General features: G+C 50.9%; 32 protein-coding genes, 1 tRNA gene and 1 pseudogene. 9 read left to right on the forward strand and 25 right to left on the reverse strand.

From position 1 onward, the window contains the following. Nucleotides 1-165: 165 nt before the first annotated feature. A complete protein-coding gene (locus ACTG1K_RS08995; protein ID WP_005338308.1) occupies nt 166-822 on the reverse strand; it encodes a Bax inhibitor-1/YccA family protein in 657 nt (218 codons plus the stop codon). A gap of 208 nt (nt 823-1,030) precedes the next feature. Between ACTG1K_RS08995 and ACTG1K_RS09000 the strand changes: the two genes are divergently transcribed. After that, nucleotides 1,031-1,118: transfer RNA gene (locus tag ACTG1K_RS09000), tRNA-Ser, on the forward strand. Between the two features lie 196 nt (nt 1,119-1,314). Here the strand turns inward: ACTG1K_RS09000 and ACTG1K_RS09005 are convergent. The 24 genes from ACTG1K_RS09005 to ACTG1K_RS09120 all read right to left on the reverse strand — a co-directional run bounded on the left by ACTG1K_RS09005 (nt 1,315) and on the right by ACTG1K_RS09120 (nt 19,531). Next, entirely contained in the window at nt 1,315-1,983 is a 669-nt protein-coding gene (locus tag ACTG1K_RS09005; RefSeq protein WP_042060680.1) for a UPF0149 family protein, read from the reverse strand. Nucleotides 1,984-2,033: 50 nt separating this feature from the next. Beyond that, nucleotides 2,034-5,132 carry a type I restriction endonuclease subunit R gene (locus ACTG1K_RS09010; RefSeq protein WP_440005120.1) on the reverse strand — a complete coding sequence of 1,033 codons (3,099 nt, stop codon included), beginning with the start codon at nt 5,130-5,132 and terminating at the stop codon, nt 2,034-2,036. Then, nucleotides 5,125-6,267, reverse strand: coding sequence for a hypothetical protein (locus ACTG1K_RS09015; RefSeq protein WP_427240232.1), 1,143 nt, complete (start codon nt 6,265-6,267; stop codon nt 5,125-5,127). The genes ACTG1K_RS09010 and ACTG1K_RS09015 overlap by 8 nt, the downstream gene beginning before the upstream one ends. A 1-nt stretch (nt 6,268) precedes the next feature. Next, entirely contained in the window at nt 6,269-7,456 is a 1,188-nt protein-coding gene (locus tag ACTG1K_RS09020; RefSeq protein WP_427240233.1) for a restriction endonuclease subunit S, read from the reverse strand. Between the two features lie 2 nt (nt 7,457-7,458). Next, nucleotides 7,459-8,064, reverse strand: a complete 606-nt coding sequence (gene fic, locus ACTG1K_RS09025) for a protein adenylyltransferase Fic (protein ID WP_427240234.1) — start codon at nt 8,062-8,064, stop codon at nt 7,459-7,461. Then, complete coding sequence (locus ACTG1K_RS09030; protein ID WP_427240235.1) at nt 8,061-9,662, reverse strand: type I restriction-modification system subunit M; 1,602 nt, start codon at nt 9,660-9,662, stop codon at nt 8,061-8,063. Before ACTG1K_RS09030 ends, fic begins: the two co-directional genes overlap by 4 nt. A gap of 162 nt (nt 9,663-9,824) precedes the next feature. Further along, entirely contained in the window at nt 9,825-10,163 is a 339-nt protein-coding gene (locus ACTG1K_RS09035) for a type IV toxin-antitoxin system YeeU family antitoxin (protein WP_440005121.1), read from the reverse strand. A gap of 2 nt (nt 10,164-10,165) precedes the next feature. After that, nucleotides 10,166-10,480 carry a hypothetical protein gene (locus ACTG1K_RS09040; protein WP_440005122.1) on the reverse strand — a complete coding sequence of 105 codons (315 nt, stop codon included), beginning with the start codon at nt 10,478-10,480 and terminating at the stop codon, nt 10,166-10,168. A gap of 89 nt (nt 10,481-10,569) precedes the next feature. Then, the gene (locus ACTG1K_RS09045; RefSeq protein ID WP_440005123.1) at nt 10,570-10,866 is read right to left on the reverse strand and encodes a hypothetical protein; all 297 of its coding nucleotides are present in this window, start codon (nt 10,864-10,866) and stop codon (nt 10,570-10,572) included. A 30-nt stretch (nt 10,867-10,896) separates the two neighbouring features. Continuing rightward, nucleotides 10,897-11,262 (reverse strand): hypothetical protein, encoded by a 366-nt coding sequence (locus ACTG1K_RS09050; protein ID WP_440005124.1) that lies wholly within the window; start codon nt 11,260-11,262, stop codon nt 10,897-10,899. After that, the gene (locus ACTG1K_RS09055; RefSeq protein WP_440005125.1) at nt 11,240-11,782 is read right to left on the reverse strand and encodes a hypothetical protein; all 543 of its coding nucleotides are present in this window, start codon (nt 11,780-11,782) and stop codon (nt 11,240-11,242) included. The genes ACTG1K_RS09050 and ACTG1K_RS09055 overlap by 23 nt, the downstream gene beginning before the upstream one ends. Nucleotides 11,783-11,860: 78 nt before the next feature. Beyond that, a complete protein-coding gene (locus tag ACTG1K_RS09060) occupies nt 11,861-12,223 on the reverse strand; it encodes a hypothetical protein (RefSeq protein ID WP_021137996.1) in 363 nt (120 codons plus the stop codon). Continuing rightward, the gene (locus ACTG1K_RS09065; RefSeq protein WP_021137995.1) at nt 12,220-12,435 is read right to left on the reverse strand and encodes a hypothetical protein; all 216 of its coding nucleotides are present in this window, start codon (nt 12,433-12,435) and stop codon (nt 12,220-12,222) included. The genes ACTG1K_RS09060 and ACTG1K_RS09065 overlap by 4 nt, the downstream gene beginning before the upstream one ends. Next, nucleotides 12,432-12,941, reverse strand: a complete 510-nt coding sequence (locus ACTG1K_RS09070) for a hypothetical protein (RefSeq protein WP_440005126.1) — start codon at nt 12,939-12,941, stop codon at nt 12,432-12,434. Before ACTG1K_RS09070 ends, ACTG1K_RS09065 begins: the two co-directional genes overlap by 4 nt. Before the next feature lie 167 nt (nt 12,942-13,108). Then, on the reverse strand, nt 13,109-13,291 hold the full coding sequence (locus ACTG1K_RS09075) for a hypothetical protein (protein WP_440005127.1): 183 nt from the start codon (nt 13,289-13,291) through the stop codon (nt 13,109-13,111). 12 nt (nt 13,292-13,303) lie between these two features. Then, complete coding sequence (locus ACTG1K_RS09080) at nt 13,304-13,447, reverse strand: hypothetical protein (protein ID WP_440005128.1); 144 nt, start codon at nt 13,445-13,447, stop codon at nt 13,304-13,306. Nucleotides 13,448-13,470: 23 nt separating this feature from the next. Beyond that, nucleotides 13,471-13,662 carry a hypothetical protein gene (locus ACTG1K_RS09085; RefSeq protein WP_021137992.1) on the reverse strand — a complete coding sequence of 64 codons (192 nt, stop codon included), beginning with the start codon at nt 13,660-13,662 and terminating at the stop codon, nt 13,471-13,473. Then, nucleotides 13,659-14,156, reverse strand: a complete 498-nt coding sequence (gene radC / locus ACTG1K_RS09090; protein ID WP_021137991.1) for a RadC family protein — start codon at nt 14,154-14,156, stop codon at nt 13,659-13,661. The genes ACTG1K_RS09085 and radC overlap by 4 nt, the downstream gene beginning before the upstream one ends. A gap of 89 nt (nt 14,157-14,245) precedes the next feature. Next, a complete protein-coding gene (locus ACTG1K_RS09095; RefSeq protein WP_163148795.1) occupies nt 14,246-14,548 on the reverse strand; it encodes a hypothetical protein in 303 nt (100 codons plus the stop codon). A 9-nt stretch (nt 14,549-14,557) separates the two neighbouring features. Continuing rightward, a complete protein-coding gene (locus ACTG1K_RS09100) occupies nt 14,558-14,983 on the reverse strand; it encodes a DUF2787 family protein (protein ID WP_279503330.1) in 426 nt (141 codons plus the stop codon). 19 nt (nt 14,984-15,002) lie between these two features. Continuing rightward, entirely contained in the window at nt 15,003-15,350 is a 348-nt protein-coding gene (locus ACTG1K_RS09105; RefSeq protein WP_163148797.1) for a YkvA family protein, read from the reverse strand. 83 nt (nt 15,351-15,433) lie between these two features. Then, on the reverse strand, nt 15,434-15,883 hold the full coding sequence (locus ACTG1K_RS09110) for a hypothetical protein (RefSeq protein ID WP_440005129.1): 450 nt from the start codon (nt 15,881-15,883) through the stop codon (nt 15,434-15,436). Nucleotides 15,884-16,267: 384 nt separating this feature from the next. Next, the gene (locus ACTG1K_RS09115) at nt 16,268-17,221 is read right to left on the reverse strand and encodes a DUF932 domain-containing protein (protein WP_279503318.1); all 954 of its coding nucleotides are present in this window, start codon (nt 17,219-17,221) and stop codon (nt 16,268-16,270) included. 180 nt (nt 17,222-17,401) lie between these two features. After that, nucleotides 17,402-19,531, reverse strand: a complete 2,130-nt coding sequence (locus tag ACTG1K_RS09120) for a hypothetical protein (protein WP_440005130.1) — start codon at nt 19,529-19,531, stop codon at nt 17,402-17,404. Between ACTG1K_RS09120 and ACTG1K_RS09125 the strand changes: the two genes are divergently transcribed. The 8 genes and pseudogenes from ACTG1K_RS09125 (at nt 19,530) to ACTG1K_RS09160 (ending at nt 26,338) form a co-directional block, all read left to right on the forward strand. Next, the gene (locus tag ACTG1K_RS09125) at nt 19,530-19,763 is read left to right on the forward strand and encodes a helix-turn-helix transcriptional regulator (RefSeq protein WP_163148804.1); all 234 of its coding nucleotides are present in this window, start codon (nt 19,530-19,532) and stop codon (nt 19,761-19,763) included. The two genes, ACTG1K_RS09120 and ACTG1K_RS09125, sit on opposite strands and share 2 nt — an antisense overlap. A 32-nt stretch (nt 19,764-19,795) precedes the next feature. Continuing rightward, a complete protein-coding gene (locus tag ACTG1K_RS09130) occupies nt 19,796-21,268 on the forward strand; it encodes a YfjI family protein (protein ID WP_440005131.1) in 1,473 nt (490 codons plus the stop codon). Nucleotides 21,269-21,504: 236 nt separating this feature from the next. Next, the gene (locus ACTG1K_RS09135) at nt 21,505-22,182 is read left to right on the forward strand and encodes an inovirus Gp2 family protein (protein ID WP_201883594.1); all 678 of its coding nucleotides are present in this window, start codon (nt 21,505-21,507) and stop codon (nt 22,180-22,182) included. A 51-nt stretch (nt 22,183-22,233) separates the two neighbouring features. Continuing rightward, nucleotides 22,234-22,512 carry an H-NS family histone-like protein gene (locus ACTG1K_RS09140; protein WP_440005132.1) on the forward strand — a complete coding sequence of 93 codons (279 nt, stop codon included), beginning with the start codon at nt 22,234-22,236 and terminating at the stop codon, nt 22,510-22,512. A gap of 317 nt (nt 22,513-22,829) precedes the next feature. Further along, nucleotides 22,830-22,901, forward strand: a pseudogene (locus tag ACTG1K_RS09145) (H-NS family histone-like protein); the annotation flags it as partial. Nucleotides 22,902-22,993: 92 nt separating this feature from the next. Continuing rightward, nucleotides 22,994-24,136 (forward strand): IS4-like element ISAs18 family transposase, encoded by a 1,143-nt coding sequence (locus ACTG1K_RS09150; RefSeq protein ID WP_041204923.1) that lies wholly within the window; start codon nt 22,994-22,996, stop codon nt 24,134-24,136. Nucleotides 24,137-24,165: 29 nt separating this feature from the next. Continuing rightward, nucleotides 24,166-24,501, forward strand: a complete 336-nt coding sequence (locus ACTG1K_RS09155) for an H-NS family nucleoid-associated regulatory protein (RefSeq protein ID WP_440005133.1) — start codon at nt 24,166-24,168, stop codon at nt 24,499-24,501. 310 nt (nt 24,502-24,811) lie between these two features. Further along, nucleotides 24,812-26,338, forward strand: a complete 1,527-nt coding sequence (locus ACTG1K_RS09160) for an EAL domain-containing protein (RefSeq protein WP_440005134.1) — start codon at nt 24,812-24,814, stop codon at nt 26,336-26,338. Nucleotides 26,339-26,376: the final 38 nt, after the last annotated feature.

Raw genomic sequence — 26,376 nt, forward strand, 5'->3', positions numbered from 1 at the left:
TGAGACAGGTGAAACCCTTGATCGAAACGAGAGCGAGATAGTAACCCGCCAAGCGCGAAGTGGCCCTGATCCAAATCAGGGCCACTTCGCTTCATATCCTTGATTTACAACTTATCCTGACAGAAAGAGGAGCCAATAAAAACCCCGCCGAAGCGGGGTTTATGATTAGTTGCGGTTGCCGCCAAGCAGGCTCAGCAAGCTCAGGAAGATGTTGTAGATGGAGACATACAGGGTGACGGTGGCGGAGATGTAGTTGGTCTCGCCGCCGCGCACGATCTGCTGGGTAGTCAGCAGGATGGCACCGGAGGAGAAGAGCATGAACATGGCGGACAGAGCCAGGCTCAGGGCGCTCATCTGCAGGAAGATGTTGGCAATCATGGCCACCAGCAGTACCCAGAAACCGACGAACAGCATGCCGCCGATGAAAGAGAGGTCACGCTTGGTGGTCAGGGCATAGGCCGACAGACCGAAGAAGGTGAGCGCGGTGCCGCCAAGGGCGGTCATCACGATCTCGCCACCACCATTGTTCATGTACATGTTGATGATGGGGCCCAGGCTATAGCCCAGCAGACCGGTCAGGGCGAAGGTGAAGACCAGACCCATGCCGTTGTTGCGATTCTTCTCGGTCAGGAACATCAGACCGTAGACACCGATCAGGAACACGGCCCAGTGCAGCGGCGGCATGTTCATCACGGTAGCGACCCCCGCCACCACGGCAGAGAAGCCCAGAGTGAGGGAGAGCAGCATATAGGTGTTACGCAGCACCTTGTTGGTATCGCGTACGGCACTTTGGGTGCCAGTGTAGATAGAACGGGTATCCATCTTGGGTGTCCTCTTGATGTCCGGGTGAGACGGCGAGCAGCCGCCTCGTTATCGCTGTTTGTTACTGCATGTTTACGCATTGTATGTAGAACAAATAGGGATGACGAGGAACAATTTCAAGCCACCTGCCATTTTGCTCCCGCACACTATCCCACAGGAAATATGTATTGCATATGAACAAGGGCTTAGCGTAGTATGCACGCCGTTCGGAGGGGTGGCAGAGCGGCTGAATGCACCGGTCTTGAAAACCGGCGATGGGCGACCATCCGTGGGTTCAAATCCCACCTCCTCCGCCATATACATGGCCCAACTGATTGATTCGGTTGGGCTTTTTTGTATCTGCGATTTTTGGTATGCCAGTGAGTATGCCATTAGGTGTTGGCTGTCCTGCTCCTCGATAGCATCTCTTTGGACAGGTCATCGTCATTACTCCTTCAGTTTAACCAAAGCAAGAGAGGGCCAGCGGCCCTCTCTTGCTATCTATGTTGTTGGTCAGTGCAAACAGCACTGCTTGTACTTCTTGCCGCTGCCACAGGGGCACGGCTCGTTGCGGCCAATCTTGATGGGAGCAACTACTGGTTGAGAGCGCTCCGGACGTTCACTTCGTTGCGCCAAAAAGTGGGCGTGCAGGATACGAGCAGCAAAGCGGGCCTTGGTGGCTTGCTCTTGCAAGTGTTCATTGCTGAGCGCTTCCAACGATGTAGGCATCTTCTCCAGCGGTTCAGCTATCATCGCCAGTGCAGCAGCTTCCGGAGCCGGTAGCGTTGGCCATGGTGCCAATTCAATCGCCCCCAGGTAACCACCACACCAGTCGTGGATCAGCGGAACCCACTCACCATGTCGTTCAAACTCCGGTGCCACCGGGAAATAGTCTTCTGCCGCATAGGTCAGCGTGGTCGCAATGTCGTTGCTGTGGCGCATAACCAGATCGATAAAGCGTTCCAGTTCGGCTTCGCTTTGCCACTCGGGTTGATCCTGCTCACCACCCCAGATCGTGTGGAGCCAGGTACTCGGCATGATGAGGTGAGGGCCAGAGACCACAGCTGTTAAAAAACCATCGAGCATAGACATTGAGGCTATGCTGTTTTCACTGCCATAGCGCTCCAGCAGCGCTTCCAGTTCATCGAACTCTTCATCACTCAAAATTTCAAACGATTGCATTTTTACCAACTCCAGTAATCCATCCGTTTTGGCATGGAGTCGAATATTGACTAGATGTCACCACCCACCCCTTTAAATTTCTCGATAAAAGCGGCGATCTTCTGGAAAACGCTCTGTTTTTTGGTCAGATATTGCGGGTTTAGCGGGCTCATCTTGGGCAACAGTGAATTGAGCTCGGTGCCGTTTTCGCTGGCGAATTCGCGCTTGAGCGAAGTGATGATATAGCGCTTTGCCGCTTCTACATTCAGATTTTCAGAGCTGATCAGCTCATCGGCTTCTCGTCGTTGCTCAGCCTGAGCAAACGCGTAGAAAGCTTCGATGACGCTAGCGGCATCACCAATCTGATCCAAGTCGGTTTGATTGATAAAATCGACCAGCAGGCTCTCCTTGGCTCGATTGCCAAGGCTTGCGCGTATCAAACGGCGTACTTCGTCAACCAGCTCGGCTTTGCTTCTGGTTTTCTTGTTGTGCTCATAGATCAGCTCAAGTATGTAATCGAGGTTGATCTCCTGGGATTTGAGCAAGTCCACCTCAAAGACGATGTCATCCCAATCGATGGTGGATTTGTCTTGTTCCTCTGCCGATTTTTGCCGACGCTGCCAATCTCGGATGTCATTGTAAGTAGAACGGTAGTCTTGGATCGTGCGCTCAGCAGGCAGGCGAATGGTCTGCAACTCGGCCAGTTTTGCATCATCCAGATAGTGTTCAGCTTTGAATGCTTCTACCGCTTCAGGGTCGCTCATATCTACGCTTTGCAGGGCCTTCAGGCTGGCAAACTCGTCATAGTTTTGTAGCAAGTTCTCTACGCGTAGATACTCGCCAAAGAGTTTCGCGAACGCTTTCTTGTCGGCCTCTTTCTCAATGGCCGCAGGATCAGGAAAACGCTGCTCCAGCTCGCTCACCACATCCATAAAGCCGCGCCGTGCTTGACCGGTTACGAGGTCGGTAAAGCCTTCCATGTACTCCTTGTAGCTCTTTTCCAGCACCACGTTCTTGGTGTTCTTGTCACCGAACAGGGTGATGGCGTCGATGGTCGCCTGCTCCAGGTCGCGGAAGGTGACGATATTGCCGAAGGTTTTGGTAGCGTCAAAAATGCGGTTGGTGCGCGAGTAAGCCTGCATCAGTCCGTGGTAGCGCAAGTTCTTGTCTACAAAGAGAGTGTTTAGCGTGGGGGCATCAAAGCCGGTCAGGAACATACCCACCACGATCAGCAGGTCGATCTCCTTGGCCTTAACCTGTTTGGCCAAGTCACGGTAATAGTTCTGAAAACCATTGCTGTCCACGCTGAAATTGGTTTTAAACAGTGCGTTATAGTCTGCGATTGCTGCGTTTAAAAACTCCTTGGCACTGCTATTCATGGCAGAGACATCAAAGCTCTCATCTTCGATGTCGCCCACTGCATCCTGCTCTTCATTGGCGGCGAACGAAAAGATGGTGGCAACTTTAAGGGGCTTATTGCTCTTTTTCTGCAACGCCTTGAACGACTCGTAGTAGAGCTTGGCTGCCTCTACGCTGCTCACCGCAAACATGGCATTAAAGCCTTTGGCGTTCGCTTGCAGGCGATGGGTCTTTTGCCGGAAGTTATTCAGGATGTACTGGGTGATCTCACGAATGCGATCCGGATGTAGCAAGGCCTGCTGGTTTTCCGCCGCGCTCAGCTTTTTCTCATCTTTCTCTGTTTCAATTGCTTTAAACTTCGGGCGCACATCGTTGTAGTCCACCTTGAACTTGAGCACTTTTTCATCGCGAATAGCATCGGTGATGACATAAGAGTGCAACTCGCGACCAAACACACTGGCGGTGGTGTCTGCGCCCAGCGCGTTCTGCGGGAAGATGGGCGTGCCGGTAAAGCCAAACTGGTAGAACTTCTTGAACTTTTTCTTCAGGTTTTTCTGTGCCTCGCCAAACTGGCTGCGATGGCATTCATCGAAAATAAAGACCACCTGCTTGCCGTAAATCGGCAAGTCAGTTTCGCTCTTTATCAAATTGTTGAGCTTCTGGATGGTCGTGACGATGATCTTGTTGTCATCCTTGTCCAGATTGCGCTTCAGGCCCGCTGTGCTGTCTGAGCCATTGACGCTATCGGGTGAAAAGCGCTGGTACTCCCTCATGGTCTGGTAATCCAGATCTTTACGGTCCACCACGAAAAATACCTTGTCGATAAACGCCAGCTCGGTGGCCAGCCGCGCCGCCTTAAAACTGGTCAAGGTTTTGCCTGAACCTGTGGTGTGCCAGATATAGCCGCCGCTTTCGGTATTACTCCAGTTCTTTGTCTGATATGCACTGTTGATCTTCCACAGAATGCGCTCGGTGGCGGCAATCTGGTAAGGGCGCATCACCAGCAAGGTGTTGCTGATGTCGAACACCGAGTAATGCAGCAGCACATTGAGCAATGTGTGTTTCTGAAAGAAGGTTGCAGTAAAGTCCTTCAGATCCTTGATAAGCGCGTTGTCCGACTTCGCCCAATTCATGGTGAAGTCGAAGCTGTTTTTATTGCGTGTCGTGGTATTGGCAAAATAGCGACTATCGGTGCCGTTGGAGATGACAAATAGCTGTAAATATTTGAACAAAGAGTGCTTACTGTTAAAGCTTTCTTTGCTGTAGCGGTGGACCTGATTAAATGCTTCGCGGATCGCCACACCACGTTTTTTAAGCTCGATCTGTACCAGTGGCAGACCGTTCACCAGGATCGTCACATCATAGCGATTGGCAAGGCTGCCGGTTTGTTCAAACTGCTTGATCACCTGTACCTTGTTGCGGACGGTGTTCTTCTTATCCAGCAGGTATATGTTTTTAATTCGGCCATCATCAAAAACGAAGTCATGGATATAGTCATCGTGGATCTTGCGGGTTTTATCGACGATGCTGTCGCTGGGCTTATCGAGGAAGGTCTCAACAAAACGCTGCCATTCGCCATCAAGAAACGCTACGTTATTGAGCGTTTGCAGCTGTTCCCGTACATTGGCGAGCATGGCAGCAGGGTTATTCAGGGTGGGCAGGAACTCATAACCTTGATTGGCAAGATCCTCAATTAGCTCGTGCTCCAGATCACTTTCGCTCTGATAACTTTCAGCAACCGACCATTCCTTAGTGTATTTATCCAGCACGATAAATTTGTTGGATTCTGCGATGGTTTTATAATCAGCCATTTTGGTGCTCCTGCTGCCAGTAGCCAAAGTTGCTCTTCAAATGCTCGAGCAACAATTTGACAATCGCTTTCTCAGCTTGCGTTGGCTCTGCAACGGCTTCGTTCGATAGCGTGTTGTGGCTTGTGAAATTAATTATTCTGCTTAGATAAAGTTGCTTGTCATCCGGCAAGAGTTCTGACCATTTGGGGTAACCCAAAAAGCTGGCTGTTTTCTCGTAGAGGTTTCGCAGCAAGGTGAAATGAAACCGTTCAACCCTGTTGTCCGCAATCGCCTGCTCAATGACCTGCTTCAGGTGCAGATGGTAGGAAAAGCTCTTGTTGGAGTCGCCCTGTTTTTCAGTGAGGGCAAAGCTGCCGTCTTCAAACCGCGCCAGCATGTAGCAGGCCTTGCCATTCAGTTCATTGAACAGCACGTTGTAGAACAGTGGGCTGTGCGTAGAGACGATGAACCTCAGATTGGACGGGCTTAATTTGATCAAGCTGGCTAGATTGACAGCCAGTTCAATCAAATGGTTTTCATCGAGAGAGCTGACGGGGTCGTCAATGAACACATACTCCAGCTGGTCAAAGGCGCTGGTCTCGCGCTCGCCCGGCTCGGCAACATTGAGAATCGTCACCGCCTGATCCAGCAGGGTGTAGAAAACACTCCAGATGAAATTGCTCTCTTCGCCTTTGGAAAGCTTGATGTGCGGGGAATGCTCTTCGTTGCCGCGCTCCAGGGAGAAGGTGACTTCGTCAAAATCGGCACTAAAATGCGGCGTTAGCTTGTCGTTCGCATAACGCTGGAAATAATGAACGATATTTCCATCCTGACCCAGATCCTTGAGTAGCGTCAGCAGCCAGCTGGTATAAGCATTGGGTTGGATCTTCAGCTTGTACTCGGCATCACCCGCCAAGTCGTTATCCCAATAGAACAGGTCTTCGGTGAAGGCGTTGTAATAGAGGATCTTGTTGCGTGACAACTCGAGTGCGTCGGCTTCCCCATCGCCCTCGTCGTCATTGGCTTTGGGCGCAATCAGTTGCTTGAACTCTCGCGACAGGCGCGTTTTGCCCGTACCGTTGAAGGCGTAGATAAGTTGCACCTTCTTGTTGGCGTCTTTTAGCTGCTGGGCGATTTCGGTCAGCGTTTTGCCCATGTTATACCTCTATCGCATCCGGCTTGGGGAAGCTCAGCAGCAAATCGCGATAATGCTCGTACTGCTTCTGGCGCAGCTCGATTTCGCGGGGTAAGCCCTCGGTGATGGAATTGGTGAGGGCGTCGAATTTGTCGAGGATGGCGACGATGCGGGCTTGTTCTACCTCACTTGGGATAGGGATGGTCAACTGATGCAACTTACTACCTTTAATGCCTTTGACTGTTGAACCTGTAGCAGCCCGCAATAATTTTTTCTGAAACTGACCACCCAGTAAATAGTGTTTTAAAAACGAGTTTAATAAACGCTTATCTTTGCTTCTGTATTTGATAACTCGCTGAGCTAACGCTATATTTTCTCGGTCAACTTGAGCGATGAAACCACAAGGAGCTTCGGTTGTAATTAGAACATCTCCGATCTTGGGTAATCCTCGTCTCATTACAACAGAATAATCACTCTCTGAAATAAACTCTTGTGAAGCATCATAGTCGATGTATCCCATTCGAATATTTTTAGCCGTCACCAAGAATATTCCATCCTGGGTTTTTGTTGGCGTTTTCCCTCGATAATCTACGTAATCGCAAGCATCAAGCAACGACTTCCACTCTACTTCCCCGTCGTCAAAACTCAACAACTGGTCGCGATAGTGGTTGTATTGCTTTTTACGGGCAGTAAGCTCGTTGGTAAGCTCGTTGGTAAGCTCGTTGGTAAGCTCGGTGAAAGTGTCCAGTATACGAACGATTTCAGCCTGGATTTCCAGCGATCTTTCAGGGTTGTCCGGGCAGGGGATAGGGATTTTTAGTTCGTTCAAGACTGATTGAGTTTGACTGGGCACGCCGCCCGCTTGGTTCATTTCGCCAAGGCCTGCTGTCGTCAAGAAATAGTAAAGGAATTTTGGGCGAATCTGTGTCTCGTCAATTTCCGTGTAGAAAATGGTGTCAACATTCCAAAATGGGATATCAACGAAGAACAGATTGCCGAGCGAACCTTTCCTTGGAATCAAAACCGAAGGCTTGTTGTAGGCGTAAGTGTCGGCGTATCGCATAATGCCACCTGAGCCAAAAACAGGAAATTCACCTTCGCCAAGTGCTTTGTGATCCTTGCCGTTTTTGATACGAGCCACATCCCCCAAACGCTTCCATTCAACATTCGCGCCATCGAGCAACTTTTCCATAAAGCCAGCATTACTCATGATTACAGCTCCTCCGTCTTGAATTCGCTATAACCTTCGTAGTAATAGCTGACATCAATGCCCTTCATGAACAAGGCACGGTCATCAATCTGATGGGTGAGCGCTTGTTTAAGCAGCGCCTTTATTTCCAGGTCTTTCACTACGCTGCGCTGCATCGCAGAAAGATACTCTTCCTTATCCACCAAGTTCCAATCCACTACTTGTTTAAGCGCGGCTTTGAGCATCAGGTCTAGCCAGATACGCGTAGCACGGCCATTGCCTTCACGAAATGGGTGGGCGATGTTCATTTCGACATATTTTTCGATAATTTCATCAAAGGTACTTTGTGGCATGCCATCGATATGCTTTAGCGATACGTCCAAATACATCAGTGGTGCAAAACGAAAATTACCCTTGGCGATATTGACGTCACGGATGTTACCAGCGAAGTGATAGATGTCACCAAACAGATAGCCATGAATAAAGCTAAGCCCGGAAAACGTTCCCACATCAGCCTTGTTAATGTCGCCAGAGTCGAAAAGTTGCTTAGCCTTTTGCTTACTGATTTTCTCCTCAGCTTTGGCCAGTTCAACCTGATTGGTGATGTTTAATTTATTTTCTAACATCATACTACCTCTCCTTCGCTTTCCATGCCCTCGGTCGGTATTTCTTCAATCGTCGTCCCTTCGATTTTGGCAACAATGGTATCAATTTCTTTGCGCAGTTTATCAATGTTGGCAACCGTGGTGTTCAGTTCGATATTGAGCTGGCTGATATCCACCACTTCACGGTTGTCTTTCGCTTCGACATAGCTGCTGACGGAGAGGTTGTAATCGTTGGTGGCAACTTGCTCAAGGGGCACCGATTTGGCGAAGTGATCGACATTGGCCTTGCTGTCGAACACCTCCATGATTTGCTCGATGTGCCTGTCCAGCAGCACGTTGTTATTAGTCTCTTTTTTGAAATAGTCCGGACCGCTGGCATCGATAAACTGGATGGTTGTCTCTTTTTTGTTTTTGGCCAATACCAGAATGTTCACGGCGATGGTGGTGCCGTAAAACAGATTGGGTGCCAGCGAGACCACCGTTTCCACATAGTTGTTGTCCACCAGATATTGCCGGATCTTTTGCTCGGCCCCGCCACGGTAGAAGATGCCGGGGAAGCAGACGATGGCGGCGCGGCCTTTGGCGGAGAGGTAGCTGAGCGCATGCAGCACGAAGGCAAAATCGGCTTTGGATTTGGGGGCGAGTACGCCAGCCGGGGCAAAGCGCTCATCGTTGATCAGGGTCGGGTCGTTCGAACCTACCCACTTTACCGAATAGGGTGGGTTGGAGACGATGGCATCGAACGGCTTGTCGTCGCCAAAGTGGGGTTCGCGCAGCGTATCGCCTAGTTGGATGTTGAACTTGTCGTAGTTGATGTTGTGCAAGAACATGTTCATCCGCGCCAGGTTGTAAGTGGTGTGGTTGAGCTCTTGCCCGAAGAAGCCGTCTTCGATGATGTGGGCGTCGAAATGCTTCTTGGCTTGCAAGAGCAGCGAGCCGGAGCCGCAAGCCGGGTCGTAAATTTTGTTGACGCTACTCTGGCCATGCATGGCGAGCTGGGCGATCAGCTTGGATACATGCTGGGGGGTGAAGAACTCGCCACCGGATTTACCAGCGTTGGCGGCATAGTTAGAGATAAGGAACTCGTAGGCGTCGCCGAAGAGATCGATATCATTCTCTTCAAAATCACCAAGATCCAGCTTGGCCACGCCATTAAGCACTGCTGCTAAACGGGCGTTTTTATCTTTTACCGTGTTACCCAAGCGGTTGCTTGTGGTATCGAAGTCAGCGAACAGTCCTTTGATGTCTCGCTCTGACGGGTAACCGCTAGCCGACGCTTCAATGTCGGCAAAGATATGCGCAAGATCGGTATTGAGGCTTTCATTGCTATTGGCATTTTTGGCCACGTTGGCGAAGAGATCGCTGGGGCGGATAAAGTAGCCCTTGGTCTTGATGGCATCCTCTTTGATTTCTGGTGTGATCACGCTATCGGGTAGTGCTGCGTAGTTGACGCTGTCGTCACCGCCTTCGATGTAGCTGGCAAAGTTCTCGCTGATAAAGCGGTAGAACAGGGCTCCCAGTACATATTGCTTAAAATCCCACCCATCGACAGCACCGCGAACCTCGTTGGCAATGGCCCAGATCTGACGTTGCAGGGCGGCGCGTTGTTGAATGCTTGTCATACTGTGATTCCTGTGTGTCGCCCCGCAAGCCAGGAGGCGGAACTTCTAATGAAAATGATGTGCATCATACCGGAAAAATGACCCACATTCAGGTAACTGGCGCCATCTGGTTAACATCTAAAAATGGTGGGAAGGCTGCTTGCCCAGTCTTCCCCCTTCTTCCTAAAAAGTGATAGCTGGGTAAAGCGCCACATAGACATAGCTGTGGCTACCAAGGGTATCGGCTTCGCAGGTAAAACCACCGTGCTGGATAGTGATACAGTGCTGACGTTGGGCATCCAGTTCGCCGGTCAGCAGCTTGGCTATCTGCACCTCACTCCACTCACCGCTCAGACTGGCACGATCGGATAGAAAATCGAGCCGGTAGCGGCTCTGTATCAGACGAGCGCCAAAGCGTGGAGAGATATCACGCGGCAGACCCCAGCTGATGCTGGGGAACGGTGTGAGAGCTGGGGCCTCTGGTTGCTGTGTAGCAGAGCATGTGGGATGGGTTGTGGTCATAATTAGCGGTACCTCAGGTGGGTGTGGATGATGGTGCCTGGCACGTTGTGGCGCTGGCGTAGTCTGGTCAGGTGCTCTGGGAGCGCTGTCAGGCATGCCAGTCGCCCCCGGTAGAGCCGTGAAAGATTGACGTAATCGGGATGGCTCACGGTGATGGTCACCTGATGCCCTGGCTGCCAGCTGCCAAACAGACGGGCTTTGGCCTCTTTGATGGTGGTGATGCCGGGAGCGGGTAACGTCTGCCGGTTACGCAGGTGCAGCTTGTTGAGCTCGGGGGCATAGCGATGCACCTCGAGCCCGGTGATAAGACGGGTCATGTTCGGTGACTCCAATGATGCAAAGGGCCAGCCTGTGAGGGCTGGCCCTTTATGTTGTTTGTTGATGAGCGATGAGATGGTCGCGGTGGCTAGCCGTTGTAAAACAGGATGTAGTTCACACCGGTCTGCTGGGCAGCAGTGAGCAAGGGTTGCAGTGCTGGCGGGATGGCATCGAGCTCCATGGCCAGATTCAAGGTGTACTCATAGGCGGAGTCATCTTTCACACCGACATGTTCATGGGAGGCCATTTGCTTGACCCATTGCCATTCCGGCACCAGGTCTGCGTCATCGTAATCGCCGATGATAGAACTCATGGCGACATCCAGCATCTGCATTACCGAATGGCCTGCCAGTGAGTCAGGTGTTGCAGGGAGGGGGTTGGTCATTGCATCGTTCCTTGTTGTCTGGGCTGTGCGTTACAGCTGATTGATAACCAGCTTGCAATTAAGACGGTCCAGCAGGTGCAGCGAGCCGTACTGGGCTACCAGTCGGTCTATGGCCATCTGGGCGCAGGCCGTTCTGCTGGGCTTATTCTCAGGGATTGCGTAACGAGCGGTCAGCCAGCCGCCGAGCAGCGCGATGCGATAGCCGCTCGGGATGTGGGTGAGCGACGTACCGACGCCCCTGCCGTGAATGAGGAAGGGAACAGCTTGGCCGCCGATGTCGATATCCATGCGTTGGCCCTTTAGCTCAAAGGTGGTGAGCTCGCCGGTTTGCGGGTGCTTGCCCGGCACCTTGATGGTGATGTTCTTGGCTATTTCACACCTCCGGTTTGGCTTCAAAGTGGCGGGTTACAACGCCCGCTTCCGGGTCGATACTGATAAACGCCGGGGCTTGCGGGTGGTACTGGTAGAGCCGCGCCAATTCAGCACGAAACGCCTCGACGTTCGGTGCAATTACATGGCTGGTATCCCCCTCGGCGTAGGTAAAGGTCTCCAGCTTCTCGGTGTGAATCCAGATGCCGAAATACCAGGCGTCTTCCTCGGTGTCGTACTGCTGCCAGCCCTGGGCCAGTAGCGTGCGGTCGTAGTAGTAGCGGTCAGCCTGATGGCTCCCCCGGTCGATGCGGCAACCCGTTGCGGTGAGCTCGAACGGGATACTACCTACCTTGTGAGCCTTCTTGACCCGGCGCAGCAGCTTGAGGGCCTTGGCTCTGCTACGGCCATTACCGAGCGGTTGCGGCTGCCTGGCCCGTAATGCCAGGTGGGTCATTATCTTCGGCGCGGTGCTGTGGTTGAGCTGACCGATGGCTGTGGTTATCTGCCGAGCGGTCAGGGTTTTGTAATCACTCAGGTCGTGCATGAGTGGGGTCCTTAAAATGCAAACAGCCCCTCGGTGTGAGGGGCTGCATGAGGTCTTGTTTGTACTGGTGGCCGTGACTCAGGTATGACTACTCCAATCCGGCGTGTCGTTACTGCCGTGGTTGACGTAGGCTCCAACAATCACCCGTTGCCACTCGCCGACCGGTTGACCCGCTGCATTACAGGCGCAGCGAAAGCGGGCGAAGTGAATCTCTCGTGGCAGGTGTTCACGCATATCTCGTGGGCTGACAAAGAGCGTGGTCTTGTGCAGTACCGGGTTGGGTGCAACCAGCGGGCCGCCAATACGCCGTCCCTCCACATCGTGGGCATAGGCAAAGCTAGGCAGCATCAACTGCTGACTGATGAGCTTGGCGAGTCCCGGATGGGCACACATGGCCTCTGCCACGGCGGCCTGGCTAAAGCTGTCATTGAACTCAATCATGGATGTTTCTCCATTTCTGCAGGTGCACGGTAAGCCGCTGCCAACACCGCAAATTTTTCGACCAGGTAACTGATGCTGATGCCCAGTTCATCACTGGCCCCATCACGCAGACGGTGATGCAGGTGTGCCATGTCCTCGGCGATACGTTGGGCTAGCACGGCTGTGCTGTCCGGCTGTGAACTCGTCATGGTCAGGGTGGTGGAGAGATTCATCGCATCTCCCCCCAGGGGGCTTGCTCCCACAGTGACAGGCGGGTCAGCACGTCTTGCGCCATGGCCTGCTGCAACTGCTGTATTACCTTTACCAACCGAGGTGCCTGCTTTGGGCTCCCGGTCCATTCACTCGATTGGTACAGGGCGCAGCAGGTGAATTTGTACAGAGCCACCAGCTCGGTATCGGTGAGTGGTGTCTGGTGGTAATGGTGGGCAGGTTTAAATAGACTTAGCTTGGTAGAGGCATGTTGGCGTGACTCCTTACGCTCCTGCTGACGCCCCAGCTGATAGCGACGCCAGACTGCACGGTGGTTGGCGAGCATCATCAACCGTACCAGCCTGTCTATTCGCCACGTCCAGGTACTGGTCGTATCTACTGGCGGGTTCCACCAGAGGGTGCGCAGCAACTCAAGGGTGTAATGAGGTGGCATGGGTGCGTTGCAAAAGCGGTGCAACTGCACGGCAAAGGCCAGGTAATCCTTGCGGTCGATCATAAAAGCAGACATGTGGATGAATCCTTGAAATGAACAAGGCCACCTTGGTGAGGTGGCCTTGGGGGTTGTGTCGGGATATCCGGATCATGGTGTTGGACCTGATGATCCTGGTTTGATGATCCAGGTTATCTGGTGGAAATGTGATCGGTATGCATGTTATTCGGCGATCGTCATGCATGTTATTGCTGTGCCCGCGCTGCGTCTTGGTAAGCCGCATCGAACAGGATGGCGTAGAGCGCACAATCAATGCCGTTGACGGCGTCGTGGTGCGGGTAATAGGGCGGTGTGTCGCTGGAGCATTCGAAGTAGTCGCCAAAACAACTGAGGCACTCGCGGATCTCGATGGTGGATCCCCGCAGCAAGGTCTCTTCAAACTACTTGGCATAACCCTCGTCGTCACGGGCCTTGGTGACGGCCTTTTCCAGCAACGTCAGCGCATCCTCGTTGCAGGCGGTTGTCAGGCCATGGCGTAGCTTGCCCAGGGTTTCCTCAAGGGCATAGGGATTGGGTAATCGCATGGTGCGTGTCCTTCTTGGATTGGCTAACGGCGCAGATGATGCAGCAGCGCATCGATGGCCTCGACACAATCGCTCTGGGTGAGTTGGTAGCCGCTCGGCAGGTGAGCCACGATGGCGGGCTCGGCCTGCATCTCGACGTTGTCAGCAAGCCAGCAACGCAATTCGAGGATGATATCGAGGGCAGTGAGGTGTGTTTTGTCTGGAGTAAGGCTCATAGCTGACCTCTTTCGGCCAGGGATACCATGCCCTCAGCGCCAACTACCAGATGGTCGAGCAGTCGCACATCCACCAGCGCCAAGGCCTCTTTGAGGGCTTGGGTAAAGACCCGGTCAGATTGACTGGGTTCCGGGTCACCGCTGGGGTGATTGTGGACGGCGATGATGGCCCCGCAGTTGAGTAGCAAGGCCCGCTTGACCACTTCCCGTGGGTAGATGCTGGCACTGTCGAGAGTGCCGCGAAATAGCTCCTCAAAGGCCAGTACACGATGTTGGGAGTCGAGGAACAGTGCACCAAACACTTCGTGCTCCCGGTCCTGCAGCAAGGTTTGTAACCGTTCGGCGGCCTCAGTGGTACTGGTGATAGCGGTGCCTTTGGCCAGGCGTTTGCGGGCAATCTGGTTGGCGATGCGCAGCAGGTCTTGCTCGGTCACTGGTTCGGTGACGACATAGGTGCCGGGGCATTCCCCAGCTTTCAGTTTGTGGTAACGCATGTTGGGACTCCTGAAAAAGAAAGACCCCGGCAGCGCGAGGCGTGCCGAGGTCAAATGCAGAGAGGTTGTTGATTCAGAGTAAGGGTAGTTCAGTTGGTTGTGGTGATGGTACCAGCTGTGGCGGTGGGTTCTCGTTTCAGCGGCATCAGCGGTTCGGGGACCAACATGTTCAACGGGATAGCCAGTGCGAGGCTCAGCCGCTCGGCCAGCTCGTATGCAGGTCCTATGGTGTCGTAGTCAGCTACCCAGGTAGCCAGGGCAAGGCCACTGGCCTCTACCGCCCGCAGATAAACGCTGTAGTTCTGCACGGTCAGGCCACTGTCACGTACCACCTGCGTTTCCCCCTCTCGATTGATGGCTTCAAGTTCAACGGCAATCGGTTGTTTGGGCATCTGTGCTTCTCAATCACCATTGACGGTGACGGTAAAAAAGCCCAACTGCGCGTAGGTGAGGAAAGCGCCTTGCCACATGTAAAAGAGTTCCCGGGCTTCTGTTGGAGGCAGTGGCCCCCATCCCTGCAGATAGTGCTCCCCATCGAGGAAGTTGAAATCAAGCTCCTTGCTGATCTCGGCATCCTGACCAAGCCCCTGGTAGCTGAAGTCGGTGACATAATCGAACAGCCAGCCATCAAGGCCGCGTATTAGGCGGAGCTCGACTGGGTGCACGCCTCCTTGCTCAGGGGTGTAGCCGGGATTGCGAAAGTTGAAGGTCAGTTGGGTTAAGCGTTCCAGATTGAGCTCTGTTTTGGTGACTTCCTGGTCGAGCAGAGCCAGCAACGCTTGAGCAACGGGCAGGGCAAAGCCGTCCCGGAAAAAGGGAATGGTCATGGTGTACTCCTTGAAGGGGTTAAGCGTCGCCGAACAGGTCTCGCATTTTTCTGGCAACACGGGCACGGATTTGGTCATCAATGAAGGCAGTAATACTGGCGAGTGCGGCACTCAGCACCGCAATGTCATCAGCGAGCCCCATCGGTAGCACATCCGGGATGGCATCGATGGGGGAGATAAAGTAGGCCAGCGCACTGTAGATCAGCAGCTTGGCCCAAAGTGGCAGGTCATCCTTCTGGCTGGTGTAGTAGAGCAACAGGCAGGTCTCGATAAAGGGTCGACCGGCACGTTTGGCAAAGGCCCAGAGTTTGTGCCAAAAGCCTTGGTGATCGAACGGTTCGCATTCAGGGGGAATGCAGGGTGGCATAGTGCGTCTCCTTCACGGGTGGGTGAATAGCAGAAATAAAAAGAGGAGGCAAATGCCTCCTCTTGGATGGGAATGGGTGTGACCTATTGGTCCCACATCAAGCAGTCAAACTCGGGGGTATTGGTGGCGGGCAGAACTGATGCCACCTCTTGGGTCGGCAGTGCGAGCTGCTTGCCGTCAGCCGTCAAAATTGTGATCGACTTGGCCTTGCGTAGCTTGCCCCACATGTCGAAGAAATTGTTCTCACCGACACGGGACTCGGTCTCATAGGGCGCATCGTATTGGCTGCCATCGACGACGATGGAGAAAGCCTGCCCAGCATAAGAGCCGAACTCCTTGCCCTGCACGGTGGCCGTCATGCTGACCTTGCAGGTGTCACTACAGGCGATATAGAGATGGTTCTGCTCGTTGACCACCGCCGTGTATTCGCTGGTGCCCTGACCCCAGCCACTGCTCCAGCGTCCGGCCTCGCCATAGGCAAAGGCTACGCTGGATGAAATAAGCAAACCAGGCAATACAATTAACCATTTCATATTCCAAGCCTCACTCATTTTTTTTAAACACAACCTACAGATTAATTTTGTGGTTGGAACTGGTTAGGGCAGGGTACAATGACGGCACAAGTCAAAAGCCTTAAACCAAGCCTATTGACTTGAAAACAGTGCCTATTTAGGGCGTATCGGGGCGTGTCTCTAGGGCCTGCGCTATTGACTCAATGCCAGCAGCAGAACCCAAGGATGTGTTGTTCTGTGACAGCAATAGTCATTGCTGTCAGCCTGTCTGGTTGAATAGGGACATAGAGTGATAATGTGATCGCACTTTTCGTTTTATCAGCACGATACTTTATATGGCTCAACTCTCCTGGCTGGTGAAAACCAGCCAGGAGAGTTGTTGTCATTTTGGAGATGTGAACAACACTATTGCAGCAATGTGAGCGCCCGATTAAGTGCGAGAGTTTTGAGTTGAGCACCTTGGCCGAACCAAGCGGAATCAAGCCGATTATCCTGACTGCGAGCACGACGATGATGATCGACATATTCCGTGACGGCATTGACTAAGCCCCAAGCCGTATTTTTGGCACTGACAAGGTCTGAGCCCATCCCTGTTCCTTGGTATAGTTCTTGTAATTTTAGGGTCGGACGACTCAGTACAATGTTGCCATCATCATCTGTTGGATCATTAATCAAATCACTGAAAAATTCAATTGCTTCAGTTGGAGACACCGACCGATGACTCAGTTCATGTATATTACGTTGAAACAGGTCCCAGTTTGCTAAACCAAGACCTAGCACCTCTTTGACATGTTCCGGGTTGAATTTAGTTGAGTGGGGCACTTTAATGGCATCGAATTTATCATTGAGTGCCATCTGTAATGTATTATTACAAACCACCCGCAGAGAGGTAAATTGAGCTGTGGTACAGAGGGTGCCATCACAACTGGTCGCCAGTAATAAATAGGATTTCACGGTGTCGCCGCCGTTTAGTCTCATGTCCTGACCCGTCTTGGCCAATGCCCACAACTTCCGCCCTCCTTTTAATACGCCTGCTGTTTCTAATTCAAACCCACCGGCTTGCACCAGATCCTGATAGAAATGCAATACCTCGTGAGGCTGTACCACATTGTAACGTTTGGAGACTACCGAGAGCGGAGCCAGCGTATCGGAGCGGTAAAGGACTTTACTCATCGTAAAGGGGCGGATATGCAGCGCATCAGAGGTGACATTGTAGAGCACATCGCTTTGTTCGATGGTCCAGTCCATCCCGGCAGCTTGCTGCCAGATATCTAAAGACTGCTTTGCTGGTAATAGATTACCCAAACCATGCCAAGGGGTTTGGCCAGTGTAGGCCATGGATTCAATAAGGTGAGCCATATTTAAATTTCCATTCAGATGTTAAATCATGAATGGAATATAGGTTTGAAATTATTTTGAATGGCTTTTATCGCTAAAGCACAAAACAAAAAAAAGTCCTCAAGCGAGGACCTTTTGGGGCGCTACTCGTTGCTATTTTAGCAAAAGTAGCAAAAATGCAGTGGGGGTGGCAGTGAGTACTCAGTCAGACTGGGCGGTATTCTGCTTGTTCATCAATTTATGAACCTCCTTGACTAAGTCCTCTTTAGAGTAAGCGTTATCTTGTCCATTTTCAAGCGGTAAGGTAACAGTCCCCTCTATTGATTGCTGCCCTTCACGGGTCAACTGTACATTAAAGATGATGCTCGAAACCTCGTTGTTTCTGACATCCTCGTTATACCTGTAACGGTCTATCGAACGTAACACTTTTCTTTTTAACTCGACGGGCTCTTGACTAAAACGTCGAACATAGACTGAAATGTCCATCACCCATGATGGCCAAAATTCAATAAGTGAATGTATTTCACAAAGGCAACGATAAAGTGTCGACTTCGGTATATAAGGGATGCAGTTGCCCTTCATAAAGGGTTGCAGTACCTCATGTATTGCTTTGGTAGGTGTTGCATCCAAATTTGGATGCTTGCCATAGAGTGCCTTCAGCGCCATTTCTAACTTTTTTGGAAATGGGACCATCATCGAGATCTTTTTCTTGAGTGAAAGCACCTCAATACTTTCCAGAACCTCAGCATAGGTTTGAATAGAGGAAAGTGCATACAGTAACGATGGCATGGAGAACATACTGTCAGTGACAGTCTGAAAAGGATCATGATTGTGCTTTTCTAGTGAAAAGCCATAACTACCAAACAAGAATGCAACTTTGGCATGGTGTTCATATTCACGGTTCTTTATGACAGTATTTTTTAGCAGGATCCCGAGTGCCAACCCAATCTGAGTCAAAATGCCTTGTAATCGCCCTACTGACACCTGCCTACTGTCATTGAGTGTGGCGATTGTACGTTCATAGGCTTGTGGAGGGTCTCCATCAGCAATAAGAGATATGACCGCGTTGAAGTCATAGCAAAATTTAATGATTGGTTGTTGAATGATGTCTTGTGATGCTACGACATTGTATCGTGAATTGGCAGAAACGGTATCAGCGATCACGCTAAGCTCGTGGCGTGTTAGTTGGCTGGACTTGGTCAGCGCGATAGACAGTTTCTCAAAAGGCGCATTGAGATCATCGGCGTGTAGTACTGGCACATCAGATGCCAGTGAATTTTCCAATAAAACGAGACAATGATCCTTTAACTCGGTGAATGTATCATGTGGACATTCAGCAAAATTCAGGCGTTTTGATAGGTATATTGTAACCCGAGCACTATACCAAAATGCTCTTATCTCTTTTGTCGAGGGAAACTTTGCGGCAATAACAGCAGTATTATCCTCATCTAACTCCACACAACGTTTATTGATGGTTTTAATGCTGATATTGGATGACTTTCCTTTATATCCCCTGAGCGCTTTTTTAAAGTCGGTTCCCACGCCATGACCCAACAACGCCTTTTGGGTGCTGAACCATGCGTCAACGTGGGTCTCTGCATCTCGCAAGTATTCAGGGCTCAGCATATACAGCAGGTGAGTCATCAAGCTGCCTGAGCGAAATGTATTCCTGTCGGCTGGGGAGTGAAAGAGAGGCGTGGCTTGGTTGGTGATCATGGCGATCCCTTGCCTCATGAAAGGCAACTGCACATCACGTAGAAACATGGCATAGATCTGAGACTTGGGCTGCTCATGGAACACCTCAGTTCTATTGAAATGCAGCACCATCAGGTTCATGAAATCAAACATAACCTGGAGTTTGTCCAAGTCATGTTGATTGGTGCTGGCGCCGTCTTCGCCCATCAGATGTGTGGCAAGACCTTTGACCATTCGCTTCACCATGATGGTCAGTGCATCAATGCTTTTCAATTCTTGAAGCCGATGCTGGCGGCCGTCTCTGAGTCCAAAAGCGTCATACATAAATGTCACGAACTCATCTAGGCTGTGGCTATCTGGTATCGGCATGGCGGTTGTTGGTTGTGGCACGTTTTTCATTCCTCTGCATATTTTCTGCGTTTTGGACTTTCCTTCCTCGCTATCTTGCACCTGTCCTATCTGCAAAGGGAAAGGCAAGCAGCATCCAGGCCGACCATAGCATGACCTTTTCTTTTGCAGGAGCGGTCGAGAAGAGGACGACGGAGTTAGCGCCATATCTCTGCACATTTTCGGCGTTTTCATATTTTGGCAGCCGTTAAGCTGCACCCATTCCAAACCAAAGAGGAGATAGATCATGAACTTACAAGACAAGGGGCACTACTGGGATCGTGAGACGCGGCGTCGAGTCGTGCGCATCAAGGAACTAACTCGCATTGTGGGGCTGTCTCGTTCGACGATCTACAACAAGCTGAATCCCAAATCGAAGGGCTACGACCCCGAGTTTCCCAAGCCATTGCGCTTGGGGGCGTCCTCGGTGGGGTGGTTGCTCTCGTCGGTAGACCAATGGCTCATTTCACGTATCAACTAATACACCCGTCTAACAACAAAGGAGACCGAACAATGCAAACGCTCAACCTGATAGGCGAATTTCCTGTGCATGTGCTTGATGAGCACCTGCAAGGAGTCATGCGCCAGATCCACATGCAAACTCAAGCCCCGGTAGGGCTGATTGCCTCGTCGGTATTGGGGGCAATGGGGCTTGCCTGCCAAGACTTGGTCGATGTCAGCCCTAAAGCGGGCCTTATTCACCCGGTATCACTGTTCTTTATTACCAAGGCTGACTCTGGTGAGCGCAAAACGGCCGTGGACGAGTTGGTCATGAAGCCCTTTCGTACACGGGAACAACTTGCCGAGCAGCATTACCGTGATGAGCTTGAAACGCACACAATCGAGCTCAGTCTCTGGCAAACAGAACAAAAAGCACACAAGGCCGCGTTGAGCAAAGCCATTTTGGAGCAAGGCGATACCTCGACACTCAAACAGGCCTTGCGAGACGTGGAGGCCGCCAAGCCTTCTCTTCCCTTGAACCAAAAGTGGCTGCTCAATGATGTGACGAGCGCAGCCATCAAACATGCCATTGACGCCTATGGTCGCTCTATTGGCGTGTTTTCGGATGAAGCCGCACATCTTTTTTCAAGTGACTTCATGCGCGAGACGTCTGTATTGAACTCGTTGTGGGGGGCAAAGCCGATTTCTGCTATGCGCGTATCGACTCAGGGGGCGACGACGATTAGTGATTACCGTTTTAGCCTTTCCCTGATGGTCCAGGGTCAGCTGTTTGAGCGGTTTCTCGACCGCCAAGGAGAGCAGGCTCGCGAGTCTGGTTTTTTTGCCCGCTGTTTGTTGTGTGAACCGAGCTCCACGCAAGGCTCGCGATTTATGACTGCTGAGTTATCGGAAAATGATTTTGGAGCCCAATTCCATGCGGCCTATCTGAGTAACTTCCACCTGAAGGTTGAGAAATTGCTTGATTATGCACAGTTGCGCCGCGAGGCTGGGAAGCCTCGGGTATGTTTGACGCTTTCACCGGAAGCGCGTGCCAAATGGTTCGAGATGGCGAACCTCATCGAAGGTAAGATTGGTGTCATGGGGGTATGGCGCGAGTTCCGGGACTTTGCCTCGAAATTCATGGAGCATGTCTCGCGGATAGCCGCAGTCTTGCACACCTTTACGGCGAGCGGTCAGGTGATCTCTGACGTAACCATGCATGCCGCAATCCTGATCGTTGAGTGGTACTTCCAGCATTTCGTCCAACAGTTTAAAGCGCGTTCAGTACCGGATGACATACACCAGGTGAATAAACTTGATCGCTGGCTGGGTGAGAACTTGCACCTCAGCGAGAACGGGGTCTTCCGGAAAAAAGACGTTCGCCAACGGTGTCCAAATTGCATCCGCAATACCGTGAAACTTGATCGGGCATTGAGCACGCTGGTTTTACGTGGAGCGGTTGTGGTGTTCAAAGAAAAGGAAAAAGGGAAAGAAATAAGCTATGTGGGATATATCCAACCATATCAACGCCGGTTGGTAATCTAACTTCAGAGTGACCACATGAGAAAAGTCGACGGTGTTCTCGGTCACTCTAAAGAAAAAGTTGTGAGAAATCCCTTGGAATATTTGTGGTGTTAGATTCGGTATATGTTATACCCCAAACAAACCAAATCAGACGCACCCCAAATATACCAAATCACCATGTTCATTTAAATTGGCACATTGGCAATGCATAGCTAAACAATGGCATGGTGTAGTCTATGCTATTGCAAGGACCGCTCATGGAACATCCGAATTATAAAAACTTACTAAAATCAGAATTTAATAACCTGCTAGCAGAAGCACAGCGTTGTTATGGTGGGATATCTTCCCACCACCTCAAAAAGAGCCTGGATGTGGTTCAGTCAGCCATTGCCACATTTGGGCGAGTATTCGCTTTGCGCGTTGACCTTCGTTGTGCGAATGATGTAATTGACGAGCAATGTGATATACCACTGTGCTTTCAGCGTAATGATCCAAAGGTGATCACCCGCTTTATAGCTGCACTGAACAGCCGCATTAAGGCAGACTTACAACGTAAAGGAAAGTCTGGTAAGCCAGGCTATCCATTGTATATCTGGGTCCGAGAGCGTGATACCAGCAAGTATGCACACTATCATCTGGTGTTGTTCTTCAATAAAGATATCTACGGATATTTGGGGAGCTATCAAAACTCGGATGGCGAGAATATGGGAACCAGGATACAGAAGGCTTGGTGCAGTGCCTTGGGGCTTGCATATCCTGACCATAAACACCTGGTACATTTCGCACCCAATGGCAGCTACGTATTTAACAAGCGCTCCATGGACTTGAAGCCTGAGCACTTTAATAACTTCCTGATCCGTTTGGCGTATCTTTGTAAAACGAGAACAAAAATCATGGATGATGGCCTGCGCAACTTTGGCAGCAGCCAAGTTTAGTCGGTCTGGCACGCCTAGTGCGCTGTATTTTTTAACAACATCGAGGTATGTATGAACATCAAGGTAAATGACCTGCGCCAGCCGCTGGTATTGCGTGAAATGGTGAAGCTGTTTTCATCTGAAGAATTGTTTACATTAAGCGAGCTTATTGAATCCATTACGCTGGAGCGTATGGAGGAAGAGGCCCAGAGTGAGCGTGAGAAAATGGTCAAGCGGGCGGTGATTGCTCACGTCAAAGAGCAACTGCAATCGGCGGGACTTGAGCCAAAGGACTTAATCGCATTCATGGCATCCTCACCAAGCACCCTGAAGCAGCGGTCACAGCGTTAAGGGTGAACGATGGGGTAATATATTAATCCACGGTAGGGGCTGGTAAGGCCCCATAATGCAATGTGTATCCAGGCATCGAGATTGGGAAGTTATCAGGGATATATCACAATCCTGATTGCTATAAACATTATTTATTTATGTTTAGAACAACTGGTGTTTATGGTGTATGAGTTATCGTGATAGTATCATCATAGTGAGCATCAACGTCCTCGTACTCTATTCGGCATTCACAGATGACATAACTGGACCATTGACATAGTGTAACGAGGAAGTCAGTTATTTTTTTGCCCCCCAATCTGTTGCATGAGAGCCAATTAATGAATGAATTTCTGAAAGTACTTTTGAACATCCGTAGTCTACGGGCAGCACTGCGCGAATTGTCCTTGGAACCTTAACCATCCCCTCATATGAGCGAGGCGTGGCGCGGCTTCTGAGGTATGATCGCCATCCTTGACCAGCTAATACCCAACAGACTATCCCCATGTTTAACCACGAACTAATCCTCAACCACATCGACGATATATTTGGACAGGACATGCATGCTAAGCGTGTTCTTTCCCTCGCCAATGCTACCCTCGGGGTTATCGAGTCAGGTTCACTGGCCATCCACGCCATCGGTAGTGGCCTCTCCTTGGCCAACGGTCTCGAACGTAAACATGCGGTTAAACAGGTGGATCGCCTGCTCACTAACACCAAGCTCAATGTCTGGAGCCTCTTTGACGATTGGGTGCCCTATGTGGTCGGTGAACGTACCGAGATCGTAGTCTCCATGGACTGGACCGAATTCGATGCCGATGATCACAGTACCTTGGTTATCAGCCTGCAAACCAACCACGGTCGCAGTACTCCGCTGCTGTGGAAAACCCATCGGAAATCGTTGCTCAAAGGGCAACGCAATGCCCATGAGAAAGAGCTGCTCACCAAGCTCAAGCAGACGTTGCCAGAGGGTATCTTCGTGACGGTAGTAGCTGACCGCGGCTTTGGTTACATGGAGCTGTTCGAACGCCTGGAGCAAGAGCTAGGCTTTGCTTATCTCATTAGATTTAAAGGAAATGTTTTGGTTGGTTACCCTGGTGTAGAGCAGGTTCCAGCTCGGGACTGGCTAACGCCGACCGGGCGCACCCGAACCCTCAAAGCGGTGGAGCTAACTGGGCAGCGACAGCCTGTCGAACGGGTCTATTGTTGTCATAAGAGTGGCATGAAAGACGCGTGGTTTCTGGCCAGTAACCGGACCGACCTGAGCGCCGCCAAGGCGTTGCAACTATACGGCCAGCGCTGGGGTATCGAGACCAGTTTTCGTGATATCAAAGATTACAAATTCGGCATGGGTATGGGAGATGTGCACATCAGTAATCCGGTCCGGCGCGACCGACTGTTTTTATTCAGTGCCCTGGCCATCGTCTTGCTGACGCTGCTGGGTAAGGCTGGAGACAGTGTCGGTCTAGAGAGAACGATCAAGGTCAATACCAGCAAGAGCCGAACCTATTCGTTCTTTCGGCAAGGGGTCATCTATTACCAGTTGCTACCTAAAATGAAAGAAGCCAATGCGGTCTTGTTGATGGATAAATTTATCTACTACCTGAAGCAACACCGCTTATATACCCGCACACTTGGAATTATTTGAGTCTCTAAAAATGAGGGGATCTCTGAGCCTTGGAACAAGTCAAAGAAGCCCACGAGAAGATTGAAGCGATTTATCTGGAGCGTTTAGAGCAGGCAGAAAAAGAGCAAGCAGCCAATGCTGAGCACCGACAAAAGCTGGCAGAGTTCCAAGCGATGTTGGCTCAAGCTGGCATTGACCCGACTGAGTTGGTGGGCAGCACTCCAGTTGCTGCGAATGCAGCCAAAGCTAAACGAGCACCCCGTCCCCCGAAATACCGTTACGTTGAAAATGGCGTCGAAAAAACCTGGACCGGTCAGGGCCGTACACCCAAGTTCCTGGTCCAGCAACTGGCGCAAGGTCGTCAATTGGATGACTTTCTCATCTGAATCGATAAGGTCATACCAATAGGGTGTGGCCTTTTTGTGTTCCAGCTATTTTGATTGTGTTCATGTGGTGCTCTCCCCAGTCGAACGCAGTCAGCCTAAGTATGAGACTGACCGCACTGAGTGGGGGGCCATCACATCACTACATATGGATTGAGGGCTTGGCAAACCGGGCAACCATCTAAGAAAGTCTAGAAAACCAGAGACGATTCACTCAGTATTGAGTCTGGAAACGTTGTCAGCACCAGATTGTAATGTCCGTTTCGCGAGCTGACTAATCTTACGACTTATCTTCGTATCTAAAGAGAGATCAATGCCATTTCGTTATTTGAAACTTCGCCAGCTCTACAAAAGGATTTTTGCGGCACTGTTGGTAGGCATCACACTCCTGCTATGGGGGGGGGTTACCATTACCTGGCAAACCGTTTCTGAGCTACGGCAGGATTCTGAGTCACATTTGCAGCAAGCCAAGCTGATGTTTGATCGCATCTTGGGTCATGCTAGCCAGGCTGCCGCCAATGTAGAAGGCTTAAGCGGTTATCCCTGCTCGCCGGAGACTGCCATGCTGCTGCGAGAACAGGTGCTGAAGATTCCCGACATTCGTTCAGCCAATCTGGCCATCGATCGTCGTATCTACTGTACTTCCCTACATGGCGAGTATGATGGACCCTTCGAACCTGACAACTATGTAGACGGCAAGCTGAGATTACTCAGTGGTAATGTGACGACACCAGATCGCCCGCTAATTCTTTTGCACCATAAGACGGGCAAGGGGAGTGTGCTGGTTGGTGTTGACGGCTATTACTTGCGCAACGTTCTAGATATTGCCAGAACAAGCTCACTAATTGTCTTGGTTATAGGGGATAGGGCTCTGCTTGGTTCTGGCAAGGTAGAGGCAGCACCCTCTCCTGCAACGTTAGGATACATGGCTCTATCTTCAGCCAATTACCCTTATAAAGTAGCCACAATCGTAACGAATAATGACTATCTAAACCACGCCTGGCGATATTCCAGAAATATGATAATCCTTTTCCCATTGTTGGCATTCTTGGTTGGATTTGGCACCTTCTGGCTGATGGGTCGCAGTACTACCCCCACAGAAGAGTTGAAACGGGCTCTGTCGCAGCAGGAATTTATTCCATACCTGCAACCTGTGGTGACCTGTGATGATGAGCGGTTGCATGGCTGCGAGGTGTTAATGCGCTGGCAACACCCAAGGCAGGGGATGATCTCACCGGATCGTTTCATCTCGTTGGCAGAAGACAGCGGCCTGATTGTGCCCATGACCAGCCAGTTGATGGCCCAGGTTCGTGACTATTTTTCCCCCCAAGTCAGTAAACTACCTGTTGGCTTTCATTTCAGTTTCAATATTTGCGCTAGTCACTGTAAGGATCTCAGTCTGGTGGCCGATTGCAGAGCTTTTATCCAAGCATTCAAGGATAATCCCATCAAGTTAGTGCTGGAGCTGACTGAGCGGAATCTAATTGTAGCGAATGAGGTAACTGAACAACTGTTTACCGAATTGCACCAATTGGGAGTGATGATCGCCATCGACGACTTTGGTACCGGTCACTCCAGCCTCACCTATCTGCAGCAGTTCCAAGTTGATGTACTCAAGATTGATCAGAGTTTTGTCGGCATGATAAGCACTGATGCACTCTCCAGCCACATTGTTGAAAACGTGATTGATCTAGCGAGCAGGCTGGACTTACAACTAGTGGCGGAGGGTGTCGAAAATCAGGCTCAAGCGGATTATCTGAAAGTGCGCAATGTTGACTACCTGCAAGGATATTTCTATGGGCGACCTGTCCCGATGAAGGAGTTCAGCAAGCGCTTGTAGATCGCCCATAAAAATTTAAGATAAAAATAGTAAAATCA

The organism is Aeromonas sp. 102P, from assembly GCF_051920345.1.
In the GTDB taxonomy this organism is placed as follows: Bacteria; Pseudomonadota; Gammaproteobacteria; order Enterobacterales; family Aeromonadaceae; genus Aeromonas; species Aeromonas veronii.